Raw genomic sequence first — 13,421 nt, forward strand, 5'->3', positions numbered from 1 at the left:
GTGGCATTAAATGTTGGTCCCGATTTTAAACAGCGCTGGTTAAACGTGCCTGAAGCTGTGCGTCAGACCTTTATTGATGACCTTGGGCGCATCTGCGATGTCCTCCAGCCAGAAAACAATATTGAGCAATGGCTGGAAAAGGATCAAAAACAGCAGGCGCTGTCTTTTGAACGCATTGACGCAGCATATGCCGAAAGAAAAGCGCAGCTGATAGAAGAAGCCCGCATCCGCAAGCAGCAAGCGCTGGAACAGGCGCTGGCCAAGAAGCGCGCAGCGCAGCAGGCCTATGCCGAACAGCTGAAACAGGATGAATTGCGCCAATTTGCCGAGCAGGCGCAAACCCTTGCGCTGATTCGGCATAGCATTGACCGCGACACGCTGACGTACACATCGCGCTACCATAAAAACCCGGAAAGCACTCCTTTCAATTTTGCCAAAGGCTTGTCTGTTCCTGAGCATGAAATGCTGTCAGAGCTGGAAAGTGTGCGGATTCGCTTAGAGCTTGAAGCTGAAACGCAAATTGAACAGGCGGTTTCTGCCTTTCGCGCCAAGCTGCAGGCTGCGGCGCAGGAAGAAATTGAATATGTGCTGAAAAATTCAAGTTTTTCAGAGGAACAGCCTAAAAATTAAAGGCGCGGATGGATTGTTTCTTTACGGATCGCTGAAATAGCTGCAAATTGAAGAACTGATGTCATGAAAATGACATAATTTTGCAGCAGGATGTTCATGCACTCAGAATGCTTTCATTTTCAAGGCATTTTATCAGCGAAGCTACCGTTTTGATCAGGACAGATCTATGGACATCTTGAACCGCATATCCCGCAAAATTGAAGCCCTTTCCGCAGGTGAACAATGGAGCATTACCGCGCAAGAACTTTGGATGAGCCGCGGCGATTTTCAATCGATTTCAGCATTTTTGGCCCGTGAGTCAGAAAAAGGCCACTTCACCATTGCCGCTGCAGAAGAAGCATCGGTACGATGCGGCAGCGCCTCCCTGCTCCTTACCAAGCAGTAATTGCTCTTTTTAATCTGAATGACCGTAAACAGAGTCCGCAGCAGCGGGCTTTTTTATTGCCTTGGTTTTTGAGCCGCTGACGTTTTAGATTAAATCTGCAACTGCATTTACAGTGTGGCCAAAACCATAGCCGATTCCCAGCAGCAGGCCCAGCCAAAAAATACTGCCCACCACATTATAAAAAGTGAAGACCGCAAAATTCATGCGTGCAGAACCGGCCGCAAAAGGCGCAAAAGAACGGACAAAAGGAACAAAACGCGCCATAAGAATGGTCTTGCCGCCATGTTTCATAAAATACGCATTGGTTTTCACCATGTATGCGGGTTTAAAATAGCGTGAATGCTGATTGAAAAACTTCAGCCCCAAAACACTGCCCGTATAATAATTAACGGTGTAGCCTAAAATGGAAGCTGCAAACAGCAGGCTGAACATATAATGCAAATGTACAGCATCGGTTGTTGAACAAAGTGCGCCAATGGCAAGCAGCAGGCTGTCTCCCGGCAAAAAAAACATGAAGACTGAACCGGTTTCTGCAAAAATCACCAGAAACAAAATGGCGTAAATCCAGATGCCGTATTGTTCCAGCAGCATCGGCAGCCATTGCTCAATATTCATCATAAAATCAATCATCGGCACCTGTCCAAATCATCTGTTCAAGTCTATTCGTGCAGCATTATGACCCAAAAACAAAAAAACAGCCTAATTTTTCAACCAGACTGTTTTTATATTCAGCACTCAGCTTATTTCATGAAGCCATTTTCCGCAAGAAATTCCATGCTGATTTTTGACTGCTCTGGCGCTTGCGCGGCTTTATCGCCCAGCAGCAAGCGTTCAATATAGCGCGCCAGCACGTCCACTTCCAAATTTACTTTAGCTCCAGCTTTCCATGTTCCAATATTGGTGCGCTCAGCCGTATGCGGGATTAAATTCAAGCTCAGAATATTGCCGCGCAAATGGTTGATGGTTAAGCTGATGCCGTCCACAGTGACAGAGCCTTTTTCGGCAAGATATTTAGCAATTTCTGCCGGCGCAGCAACTTCAAAATAAATTGAACGCGCATCTTCACGCACTACGTTAATTTCACCGACAGCATCAACATGACCACTGACAATGTGGCCACCAAAACGGGTGGTCGGCAGCATGGCTTTTTCCACATTCACCGGCTGCCCTGCTTTCCAGCTGCCCAATGTTGTACGGTTTAAGCTCTCACGCGAAACATCGGCTGCATACCAGTTCGTGCCCCAGTCAATGACCGTCAGGCAAATGCCGTTAGTGGCAATCGAGTCGCCTAAATGCACATCAGACATGTCTAAATCGGTTTGAATGCGCAGCCGCACATCACCGCCAACGTTCTGCACGCTTTCGACTTTGCCTAAACTTTCAATAATGCCTGTAAACATAGCGGTACTCAATGATCTAAAGGGTTACCACAGCGCCAGCTGTGTGCTGACGCCGGAAGTGTCCACGCCGCCCAGCTCTGCAAAATGATGCAGCTGGCCAAGAAGCTGGCGGATAGGCGGGCCTGATTTTGCATGCGTATCGGTAATCACAATGAATTCCAAGACACGCGCGCGTTCAGACTGGCGCTGTTTGCTGACGCGGTAGCGCGGCACATCTTGAGTCAGCAGCGTCACGCGGCCGCGCTTCAAGTTCGCCTGCAGCAAATCGGCAGCCTCAATATTGCCGTCTGTAGAATAGCTGGTCAGAATAAACCGCGCATTAATAGTTTCCAATAATTTTTCATACGCCGCTTTCGCATGCTTAGATGAATTATAAGGACTTGGCCGCTCTTTACGCCATGCACGGTCAATCCCGCTCTTAAAGCCTTTGGTGTCCGGAGTCGGCAAATCGTTCTGATCCCACAGCGTCAGCGCATTCAGCACATGGTAATTGCTGCTGTACGCATGCTGGTTATACGGCGGATCCAAATAAGCGACATCCACTTCAAAACCGGCCATTTGGCTGGCCAAGTGCTGTGCATCGACACACCACATTTCTGCCGCCGGACGCTTGGGATCGCCAATTTCACAAAAACGGCTGGGCGTAAGCCACAGCAGGGATTCAATCCGCTCCAGCGCAGTTTGGGTCTTGCCGCCCCAGCCATGGTGAAAGCTTTTGAATACACCTGACGTATTGCTGACAAAGCTGGCTGAATATAACAGCGGCGCCAGCAATGCGCTCATCTCAACATCATCAATTGCGCCCTGCGCCTGCCAAGCCGCAATTTGCTGACGGATCGCATCGATACGCATGCCGTTGCGGCGCTTAAAGAATAAACGGTCACGCGCCGGATCATAAATTTCGTCATTGCGCGGGCATAAATTATGCGTCACCCAGCCTTTGACTTCAGGCAGCCGGTTCAAATAGTCTATGGCCTTTTGATAGCCGCCCAGCTCTTTAAATGCCGGCGCTTCAACACAGGACAATATGGCGCTGTTCAGCGCATGGCTGTAGGGCTCCCAGTCATTGGCAATGACACGGTAGCCATTTTGGCGGGCCAGCCGTGACACCACGCCAGAACCGGCAAAAAAGTCAGCAAATATCGGCGCTCGGCCATCTTCACGTTTCAGTGTGCCCGTACTTTCCAGCGCTTCTAAAATCAGATGCAGCAAACGGCGCTTGTTGCCTAAATAAGGCACCAGCTGATGGAAAAGATATTCATCGGTAGTGCGGGCCGCGTGACGGCGTTTGTGATAAACCGTAGACTCTGAATTCATAGTGTCTCTTGTGAAGGAATGAGCCTTAAGCGCACATCGCTGCCCACTTGGGCAACATCTATCAGCTTAAAGCGAAGCTGCTCTGCCATGCGGTCAAATTCCGCATTGAACATCGCGCGTGCTGAACGGCCTAAAAACGACGGCGCAATATAGCTGATCAATTCATCAACTAAATTCCCCTGCAAAAAAGCAGTCGAGAGTGTCACTCCGGCTTCCACCAGCACATCATATATCTGATACTGCTGAGATAGGGTCTGCAGCAATATTTTTAAAGGCTGTACATCTAATTGAGTGACGCCTAAATCAGCCAATTCCTGACGAAATGGCCCCATCACCATGACCGTTTCAGCGTGCGCCAGTATTTTAGCGCTTAACGGCAGCCGCCCCTGACGGTCTAAGATCACCCGCTTGGGCTGCACAATGCCATTCAAGTTTTCAATATTCTTCAGCTGGCGCACATTGAGTTGGCAATCATCCGCCAGCACAGTTTCAATCCCGGTAATTACCGCGCCTGAAATAGCGCGCCAATGCTGTACGTCCAAACGCGCCTCAGAGCCTGTAATCCACTTCGATTCACCCGAGGCCATGGCCGTTCGGCCATCCAAGCTTGAGGCAATTTTCAAGCGGACATAAGGCGCACCTGTAGCAATCGCTTTTAAGAATCCTTTATTTTGCGCAGCGGCCGGTATTTCGCACACGCCCTGCAGCACATCAATGCCGGCATCTTTTAAAATTTGCACGCCTTTTCCAGCAACCAAAGGATTAGGATCTGAACAGGCTATCACGACCCGCGCAATGCCTGCTTCGACCAGACCTTTAGCGCAGGGCGGAGTCCGCCCATAGTGCGCGCACGGCTCTAAAGTTACATAGGCTGTTGCGCCCCGCGCCTGTTCACCGGCTTGCTGCAGCGCAAAAACTTCAGCATGCGGACCGCCGACTGGCGCAGTTGCGCCGCGCCCCACAATTTGATTATTTTTGACAATAACACAGCCCACGGCAGGATTGGGCCGTGTCCGGTAAATGGCTGCGGCGGCTTCAGCAATTGCAAATTGCATCCAGTCCTGATCAGACTTGATTTCAGACATGCTCATTTTCCATTTGAATGCGCTTATTGACCACGATGCTGCATTTGTTCAATTTGACGGCGGAATGCTTCAACATCCTGAAAGTCCTGATACACCGAAGCGAAACGCACATAAGCCACATGGTCCAGTGCAAACAGCGACTGCATGACAATCTCGCCAATGGTCAGCGAGCGCACATCGCGCTCCCCTAAACGGCGGATCTGCAATTGGATATCGCTCAGCACCGTTTCAATCTGTTCTTGAGTGACTGGACGCTTCTGCAGCGCATGCATCAATGAACGGCGCAATTTCGCTTCGTCAAAAGGTTCACTTTTTCCATCCGACTTGATGACACGGGGCATCACGACTTCGTAGCTTTCAAAAGTGGTAAACCGCTCGCCGCAGCAAACGCATTCACGGCGACGGCGGATTTGACAGCCTTCAGCCGCCAAACGCGAATCGATTACTTTACTGTCAGCAGCGTTGCAAAATGGACAATGCATAGCGGTTTAATTGAACAAATCAAGAAGGTTTTAGAGTGTAGCAAAAATTAAGAGTTTTGTAGAGCATTACGCAACATATGGAAAAAAAACAGCCCTTTCGGGCTGTTTTACACAATATATTGATATTTTATAAATTACTGTACTGAATTATTATTCTACACGCTCGCCGTGCTGGCTCAAGTCTAGGCCCATGCGTTCATCGTCAGATTCAACACGGATGCCAATCACCAGATCAATGACTTTCAAAATAATGAATGTCAGCACTGCAGAGTAAGCAATCGTGGCCAGCACGCCTTCGACTTGCACCCATAATTGATGCATTACATCTGTTGGCGCTTTGTCGCCCATAATGAACGGGCTGGCAAAGAATGCAGTTAAGATCGCGCCCACAATACCGCCAACGCCATGCAGACCAAACGCGTCTAAAGAGTCATCGGCTTTCAATGCGCGTTTCAGCGCAGTAATGCCCCAGAAACAGACCACACCGCCAATAAGGCCCATCGCCATCGCGCCGCCAACCGTTACAAAACCGGCAGCAGGAGTAATGACGACCAAACCCGCTACTGCGCCAGATGCGCCACCTAAAACTGAAGATTTGCCGCGAACTACTTTTTCAGTAATCAGCCATGCTACAGCAGCAGCAGCAGCAGCCACTTGAGTAACGACCAGCGCATAGCCAGCAGAACCGTTTGCCCCCAAAGCGGAACCGCCGTTGAACCCGAACCAGCCGACCCACACCAAGCTTGCGCCGATTACAGTAAGCGCCAAATTATGCGGAGCCATTGATTCACGGCCCAAGCCCATACGCTTGCCCAGCATATAGGCAGCCACCAAGCCAGCCACACCCGAGTTGATATGAACCACAGTACCGCCGGCAAAGTCCAGCGCACCGTCATTGCCTAACCAGCCGCCGCCCCATACCCAGTGCGTGATCGGTGCATAGACAACCACTGACCAAACTGTAATGAAGGCCACAAAAGCGCCAAATTTCATCCGTTCTGCAATAGAACCGGTAATGATGGCAACCGTAATGATGGCAAAGGTCATTTGGAAAATGACAAAGAGAATTTCAGGAATTGTGCCTGTCAGCGCATCTGTTGTAATGCCCGACAGCATCAGTTTGTCCAGCCCGCCGACAAAGGCGTTGCCGGAACCAAACGCCAGCGTATAGCCAATCACAACCCAAGTGATGCTGACAATCGCCGCCGCTACAAAGCTGTGCGCCATTGTGCTGAGGACGTTTTTCTTACGGACCATGCCGCCGTAAAACAGCGCCAAGCCTGGAATCGTCATTAACAGCACCAACGCTGTTGAAACTAAAATCCATGCGGTATCGCCAGTATCCAATTTTGGTTCTTCTTCTGCAGGAGCAGGCGCCGCTTCTGCCGCTGCAACTGGCGCGGCAGAATTTTCAGCAACAGTATCCGATACCGCAGCTGAAGTAATTTCTGAGGAAGCAGGCGCTGTTACGGCCTCTTCAGCCCACGCAACAGAACCGCCTAAGAGTGCGCCAGATAAACTAAGCGCGAGTAGCATTTTTTTCATTCGTATCCCCCGACCTATTTTGTGAGTTATAAGGTACTCAGCAAACTTCGTGCCAATCTTTAGACTGCATCAGCACCTGTTTCACCAGTACGAATACGGATGACTTGCTCTAAATTAGTCACAAATATTTTTCCGTCACCAATTTTTCCTGTGCTTGCAACACGGGTAATTGATTCAATAACCGATTCAACCATTTCATCGCTGATTGCGATTTCAATTTTTACTTTAGGCAAGAAATCAACAACATATTCCGCACCGCGGTATAGTTCGGTATGGCCTTTTTGACGGCCAAAACCTTTGACTTCTGTGACAGTGATCCCTTGAACACCAATTTCAGACAGTGCTTCACGCACATCATCCAATTTAAAGGGTTTTACAATTGCAGTTACGAGCTTCATGTGTGTTTTCCTTCGGCTTCTTTCACCAGTAAGGTTTTATGTTCAATTTTCATGCCAAAAGCTCCAAGGTCGGGGAAATAGACACTTCCAGCATGAGATTTATTTATAACCTATTTTAATGGCTTGTTGCGGTTTTAGACGCGAAAATTAGACATATTTATCATAAGAATTACGAGATTACCGTTCAGAACCCCGTATATTTTTGCTTCAAATACTATAGTCTGCATTCAGGCAATGCTAAACTGGCCGCTCATCTGCATCAGACGGAGATAAAAATGATTGAAACATTGCTGCAGGCCATTTTGGAACAGATCGATCAGCCTAAAAAAGATTTGGAACAGAATGTACGCGCATTGCTGAACGAAACAGTCAGCAAGATGGATTTAGTGTCCAAAGATGAAATAGAACGCCAGCGTACCGCGCTGAATAATGCAAACTTGCGTTTAAATGAGCTGCTCAAGCAAGTTGAAATGCTGGAATCAAAAATACAGAACAAAAAATAAGCACTTTTTTAGTGCAGCATAAGACGCATAATGATTAAAAAAAATGCACTATAATGGAACAATAATATGTCTTTTGCCAAAATTTATACCCGCGGGCTATTGGGCCTGCATGCCCCTTTAATTGAAGTTGAAGTGCATGTCAGCCAAGGCCTGCCTTCGTTAACGATTGTCGGACTGGCCGAAGCGGCTGTTCGGGAAAGCAAGGACCGGGTCAGGTCGGCCATCATCAATAGCGGATTTCAATTTCCAACCAAACGCCTGACCATCAATTTAGCCCCGGCGGATTTGCCCAAAGACGGTTCACGCTTAGACCTCGCTATTGCTTTGGGCATATTGATTGCCTCTGGGCAATTGCCTGAAAATGCCGCTGAACATTTGGAATTTATTGGCGAATTGGCTTTAGACGGCCATTTGCGTCCGACGACCGGCACATTAAGCATTGCAATTGCCTGCCAGCAGGCACAGCATCAGCTGGTTTTACCTGAGAAAAATGCGCAGGAAGCGTCTCAACTGCCTGACTTTAAAGTCTTTGCGGCGCAGTACTTAAAAGAAGTCTGTGACCATCTCAGTAAAACTGCCCCGCTGCCTCAATATGCTGGGGATGGCCGCACTGCAATTTCCAGCTATAAATTTGATCTGGCTGATGTCAAAGGTCAGCTCCGCCCGCGCCGGGCACTGGAAATTGCCGCTGCCGGAGGGCATTCTCTGCTGTTCCGCGGGCCTCCGGGCACAGGCAAGACTTTGCTGGCTTCACGCTTATCCAGCATTTTACCGCCATTGAATATGCAGGAAAATTTAGAAGTCGCCAGCATTTATTCCATTGCCAGCGCAAAGCATGAATTCGGGCATCGGCCATTCCGCGCGCCGCATCATACCGCGTCTGCTATCGCGCTGGTGGGCGGCGGTTCCAATCCCAAGCCCGGCGAAATTACACTGGCGCATTTGGGCGTGCTGTTTCTAGATGAGCTGCCTGAGTTTGACAGGAAGGTGCTTGAAGTGCTGCGCCAGCCTTTAGAATCCAGAGAAATTATTATTTCACGCGCCTCGCGGCAAATTACCTTTCCGGCCAATTTTCAGCTGATTGCGGCCATGAATCCCTGTCCTTGCGGCTATGCATTCAATCAGGATGCACGCTGCCAATGCTCCCCCGATGCCATCAAGCGCTATCAAAACCGGATCTCCGGCCCGCTGCTGGACCGCATTGACCTGCATATTGATGTTCCACCGCTGCAGGCCCATGAACTGCAGAATACACAGTCTGCAGAATCCTCTGCTCAAGTGCGTGAACGGGTGTTCAATGCCTATCAGCTGCAGATCAATCGGCAGAATTTTGCCAATATGGCGCTCAGCCCGAAACAGCTGGAACAACACGCCATTTTAGACAGCAGCGCTCAAAACATGATGAATCTGGCGCAGCAGCGCTTGAATCTATCTGCCCGCGCCTACCACCGCGTATTGCGTGTAGCCAGAACAATCGCCGATTTGGCGCAGTCCGAAAGCATTCAGACTCAGCATCTTTCCGAAGCGCTGTCCTATCGAGGGCAAATGCCTTAAATTAACCAAACTGAGCGCGGTTAAAGCTATACGTACAAAAAAGCCCTTGGCGCAAATGCGCCAAGGGCTTTTAAAATAAATGAGTAATTAGAATGTCTTGGTGAGTGTAAATACTGCACCTGTTTCGACCCCGCGGCTTTGCGCATCCGTCATGCCGTCGGTATCAATATTGGTGCCCACAGCTGCCAATTCCGCTGATGCGCCTTCAAGCGATTTAAAGCCGTAGGTCACGCCCACTTTCCAATCAATATAGTTATCATCACCATTAAATGAATATTTATCTTCGTCATTTACAACTGTGTAGCCTAAACCTGCAACACCGCCAAAGCCTGAAGCGCCGAATGGAATAGAATAAGCCGCGTTGACATTCCAGCTGCTGGTATCCGCAGCCACATAATCATTGGTATAGTTGATATTGGTCAGCAGGCTGTCACCCGACGCCAGCACATCTGCAAAAGTCAATTTACCGTACAGTTCAGCCCAATTAAGGTCGCTTGCACTTGGGTAATTATAGTAAACCACACCGACATCCAGTACAGGCTTGCTGCTGAAACCTTCCAGTGTGGTTGCATAGCCAATTGACGGATCTAATTCTAAGCTTGGCGTGCCTGAACCGAAGTTCACATTAGAACCCCATAAGCCGAAATATACGCCTGAATTATGCGACAGCGTAAAACCGGCCTGCACTGCTGGATCAGTTTCAGTTTGCGTCATGCCGCGGAAACGGTAATCCGTGGTTACCGCAGCGCTGCCGCCGAATGACAAGCCAAATGGCAGCGCAGGCGCATCTTCTGCGAACACAGCACCGGAAGCGGCAGTTAATGCAGTCACAGCAAATAATTTTTTTAACATTGTGGAATCCCCAGCAGATTTTTTTAAACTCACTAGGAATTAGCAAACACTATGCCAACTTAGAAAAAGTACGTCATAAAAACTGAATCGATGTTTCTGAAAAACCTTATTTATGAATATAGGATATTGTTTTATATATTAATTAAAACAATAAAAGCTCATTTGGACAAATTCTCACGCGCTGTACAACCGAATGCCCGCCACTTGCGGACCATAAATGTCTGCTGAATCTGCAACTTGTAACTATTTATAAATAACGCATCATTTTGAGTACATTTTTTAAGCAAGAAATATAAAAGTGCATAAAAAAAGTGCATAAACAGATATTCATGCACTTTGAAACAGTCGGAGCCTAGTTCATGCATTGCGCTTAAAAAGCGTAATTCAATCCAATTAAGGTGTGATCATCTAAAGATTCGCCCATCCGGTCCTGGCCGCCCCATACATATTCCACCACCACTTCTGCACCGGTCTTGCCTAATGGCTTCGCCAAACCCAAGCGCGCTTCTGAAAATACAGCGCTTTTTGCCGTGTCCACAATCGCGTCATCACGGCGGTTATTGTAAATATAGCCGCCAATTGAAGTTCTTAAGGCAAAATTCTGCGGCAATGCCTGTTCATATGCCGCGCTTAAATAGATATCACCGGCATTGCTGTAATTGACATCGGCCAGCATGATGCCCAGCCCCAAACTTAAGTTTTTATAATCCAAATTGTTCAGCAGCTCTACACCCGTCGTACGGCGCTTTTCATTGCCATCCTCACTGTAGACTTTCCCGCCGTTTTGATAGACATAAGCTGTCAGCTGAGTTTTATAACTCCAGTCGTCATTCAGTGCATGGCCATAGCCGATATAAAAATCATGTTCAAAGCCTGAGTCTTTGCTGTCATCAGTCGAATCATAATCTAGAGTCGAACCCCAATAGCCGGCAAAGGCGCCGCTGTTATGCGCGTATTCCAAACCAGCTTGTAAAGCGGCATCGTCATTTTCCACACCGCCGCGGTAAATGTATTTGCTTAGGATGGATGCACTGCCTGTCAGCGTGCCGCTTGCAGGCGCCTTTACTTCATCAGCCATTGCAGGCAGTGAGCCCAAAGCCAAAAATACAGCCGCAGCCGCCTTTTGAGAAAAATTTGACATGCTCGTCCCCTCAGCAGAATGTGCTATTAATAAAGCGGTGATAATTTCCGGGAAGGGAGTTTAATGCTTTTTTATAATCAATGGTTAAATTTCATGATGTTTTCTTCTGTATTTTCAATAACTTTTAACTTAATAATAAGCTTTTACCCGAAAACAAATCAGATCGAGAAATGCTTTGTTCTTCAGCGCAGCATTCCTTTCTGAATTATGACTAATCATGATAATTTTTAAACAATTATTCATTCATCATCAAAACTAAAAACAATCAATTCAAAAACAGCCGTTATTTGACCAAAAATTCAATTTTATACATTTAAGCCACGGTCAAAATGCTTGCACAGCATTGAGCGAAAATAGTGAATATTAAAATACGCTTCAATACTTTGCCTCCGCCTTATGCGCAGTAAAAATCATGCCGCCTATTAAAAGTACAGGCCTTGCTTATTCAGGAGAATCATTCACCAGATAAAACAGAACTATTCAGTCATGCGCAACGCTTTCCAACCGGAACAAAACCGCCGAATATTTTTCGGAAAATTTATCTTTTTGTTTTTACTTAAAATTAAAAAATAGATAATAAAAATCAGCATTTTTTATAGCAGAATTTCTCATTCTCTTTATCTGGAATATGCATAACTTTAGTGGAATAAACTTAATAAAAATGATCTTTTTTTAATAAATCCTTATACAATCTATCAACTCTTTAACTATATATTTATGCATGAGGCTCTCTCCCAATGCTCAAATCGAAACAGCTAACACTGACGCTACTTGTAAACGCGGCTTTAATCTCAACTGCATTTGCAAGCGAACAAAGCGAATCTAAAGGCTTTATAGATGATGCAGAAGGTTCTGTACTGTTTCGTACTGGATTCATAGACCGTGATAAAAAAAATGGCGCTGCCAATAACCGTTCTTCAGCACAATCAGCGATTTTCAACTTAGAGTCTGGCTATACCAAAGGTGTAGTTGGTTTTGGTGTAGGTGCAGTAGGCGACGCATCTTTCAAGCTGAGCGACAATAAGCATGCCGGCAATAATATGATCCCGCGTGAAACTGACTACAACGATAAAGGCGAATTAACAAAACAAGCCGGAGATACCTATGACCACTGGGCTCGCGGCGGCGCCAATGTAAAAGCACGAATTTCAAATACTGAAGTGCGTTACGGTACGCAAGTACTGGACTTGCCTGTACTTGCCAGCAACACGGGCCGTATGGTTCCTGAATATTTCGAAGGTGTATTAGCCACTAGCCGCGAAATTAAAGGTTTAGAATTAACTGCCGGTAAATTCACTAAAAACCAAATGTCTGAACAAATCAATACTGACGGCAACCATTTGGACAGCGCAGTAGTTTGGGGTGCAAAATACAAATTTAATGATGCTTTAAATGCATCTTACTATGGTATCGACAGCAAAAACGCGCTGGAACGCCATTATGTAAATGCTAACTACAAGCAAGCATTAGCTAACCAAGCTTCCCTTACTTATGATTTCAGTGGTTACCATACTGAATGGGATGAAGGTACTAGCGTTTCGTCTTCAAAATTAGATAGTAATTCTGCAGACCGCAGCAACAATATTTGGGCGCTTTCAGGTACTTACAGCCAAGGTCCTCATGCTGTAATGCTGGCTTATCAGCAAAGCACAGGCAATTCAGGATATGCTTACGGTGAAAATGCGGATGGCTTCCAAAGTATTTACCTGCCAAACTCATACCTGTCTGACTTTAATGGCCGCGGCGAAAAATCTGCACAAATTCAATACAACCTTGATTTTACTGGTTATGGTGTTCCAGGCTTGAACTGGACTGCTGCGTATGTATACGGCTGGGATATTGATACCAAAACTACAGGCAATGCCAAAGAAAGTGAAATTTTCAACCAAGTGAAATACACAATGCAAAGCGGTTTCGCTAAAGATGCCAGCTTGCGCCTGCGTTATTCGCATTACCGTAACGATGATGCTTATGCCAATGACTACTATATGCCAGATACCAATGAATGGCGTATTTTCTTAGATATCCCTGTGAAATTGTTCTAATTCACAGCCTATCTGAAATAAAAAAAACCTGCACAATGTGCAGGTTTTTTTTATGGGACTGGATACATCCCCTTATTCAAAGCA

Annotated in this window: 14 protein-coding genes; 5 read left to right on the forward strand and 9 right to left on the reverse strand. The window is 47.0% G+C overall.

Annotation, left to right across the window (positions count from 1 at the left end):
• Both blhA and AZH43_RS17800 read left to right on the forward strand, forming a co-directional pair.
• Positions 1-630, forward strand: coding sequence for a cell division protein BlhA (gene blhA / locus AZH43_RS17795; protein WP_067672791.1), 630 nt, complete (start codon positions 1-3; stop codon positions 628-630).
• Between the two features lie 166 nt (positions 631-796).
• Positions 797-1,015: a hypothetical protein gene (locus AZH43_RS17800; protein WP_067672793.1), complete on the forward strand. Its 219-nt coding sequence runs from the start codon at positions 797-799 to the stop codon at positions 1,013-1,015.
• A gap of 84 nt (positions 1,016-1,099) precedes the next feature.
• Here AZH43_RS17800 and AZH43_RS17805 read toward each other — a convergent pair whose 3' ends face one another.
• The 7 genes from AZH43_RS17805 to glnK all read right to left on the reverse strand — a co-directional run bounded on the left by AZH43_RS17805 (position 1,100) and on the right by glnK (position 7,242).
• Positions 1,100-1,645, reverse strand: a complete 546-nt coding sequence (locus tag AZH43_RS17805; RefSeq protein ID WP_067672796.1) for a VTT domain-containing protein — start codon at positions 1,643-1,645, stop codon at positions 1,100-1,102.
• 110 nt (positions 1,646-1,755) lie between these two features.
• Positions 1,756-2,415, reverse strand: a complete 660-nt coding sequence (locus tag AZH43_RS17810) for a riboflavin synthase (protein ID WP_067672799.1) — start codon at positions 2,413-2,415, stop codon at positions 1,756-1,758.
• Positions 2,416-2,439: 24 nt separating this feature from the next.
• Positions 2,440-3,732, reverse strand: a complete 1,293-nt coding sequence (locus AZH43_RS17815) for a DNA adenine methylase (protein ID WP_067672802.1) — start codon at positions 3,730-3,732, stop codon at positions 2,440-2,442.
• The gene (gene ribD / locus AZH43_RS17820) at positions 3,729-4,817 is read right to left on the reverse strand and encodes a bifunctional diaminohydroxyphosphoribosylaminopyrimidine deaminase/5-amino-6-(5-phosphoribosylamino)uracil reductase RibD (RefSeq protein ID WP_067672804.1); all 1,089 of its coding nucleotides are present in this window, start codon (positions 4,815-4,817) and stop codon (positions 3,729-3,731) included. The genes AZH43_RS17815 and ribD overlap by 4 nt, the downstream gene beginning before the upstream one ends.
• A gap of 23 nt (positions 4,818-4,840) precedes the next feature.
• The gene (gene nrdR, locus AZH43_RS17825) at positions 4,841-5,299 is read right to left on the reverse strand and encodes a transcriptional regulator NrdR (RefSeq protein WP_005013430.1); all 459 of its coding nucleotides are present in this window, start codon (positions 5,297-5,299) and stop codon (positions 4,841-4,843) included.
• Positions 5,300-5,449: 150 nt separating this feature from the next.
• Entirely contained in the window at positions 5,450-6,844 is a 1,395-nt protein-coding gene (locus AZH43_RS17830; protein ID WP_067672807.1) for an ammonium transporter, read from the reverse strand.
• 59 nt (positions 6,845-6,903) lie between these two features.
• Complete coding sequence (gene glnK, locus AZH43_RS17835) at positions 6,904-7,242, reverse strand: P-II family nitrogen regulator (protein WP_067672810.1); 339 nt, start codon at positions 7,240-7,242, stop codon at positions 6,904-6,906.
• 275 nt (positions 7,243-7,517) lie between these two features.
• Between glnK and AZH43_RS17840 the strand changes: the two genes are divergently transcribed.
• Both AZH43_RS17840 and AZH43_RS17845 read left to right on the forward strand, forming a co-directional pair.
• The gene (locus AZH43_RS17840; protein WP_067672813.1) at positions 7,518-7,745 is read left to right on the forward strand and encodes an accessory factor UbiK family protein; all 228 of its coding nucleotides are present in this window, start codon (positions 7,518-7,520) and stop codon (positions 7,743-7,745) included.
• A gap of 66 nt (positions 7,746-7,811) precedes the next feature.
• Positions 7,812-9,299, forward strand: a complete 1,488-nt coding sequence (locus AZH43_RS17845; protein WP_067672816.1) for a YifB family Mg chelatase-like AAA ATPase — start codon at positions 7,812-7,814, stop codon at positions 9,297-9,299.
• 87 nt (positions 9,300-9,386) lie between these two features.
• Here the strand turns inward: AZH43_RS17845 and AZH43_RS17850 are convergent, their stop codons facing one another.
• Together AZH43_RS17850 and AZH43_RS17860 are read right to left on the reverse strand one after the other, a co-directional pair.
• Complete coding sequence (locus AZH43_RS17850) at positions 9,387-10,151, reverse strand: TorF family putative porin (protein ID WP_067672819.1); 765 nt, start codon at positions 10,149-10,151, stop codon at positions 9,387-9,389.
• Positions 10,152-10,521: 370 nt separating this feature from the next.
• Complete coding sequence (locus tag AZH43_RS17860) at positions 10,522-11,292, reverse strand: TorF family putative porin (RefSeq protein WP_067672825.1); 771 nt, start codon at positions 11,290-11,292, stop codon at positions 10,522-10,524.
• 737 nt (positions 11,293-12,029) lie between these two features.
• Here AZH43_RS17860 and AZH43_RS17865 point away from each other — a divergent pair.
• Positions 12,030-13,337: an OprD family outer membrane porin gene (locus AZH43_RS17865; protein ID WP_067672828.1), complete on the forward strand. Its 1,308-nt coding sequence runs from the start codon at positions 12,030-12,032 to the stop codon at positions 13,335-13,337.
• Positions 13,338-13,421 lie beyond the last annotated feature (84 nt).

The organism is Acinetobacter pragensis, from assembly GCF_001605895.1.
GTDB classification, from domain to species: Bacteria; Pseudomonadota; Gammaproteobacteria; order Pseudomonadales; family Moraxellaceae; genus Acinetobacter; species Acinetobacter pragensis.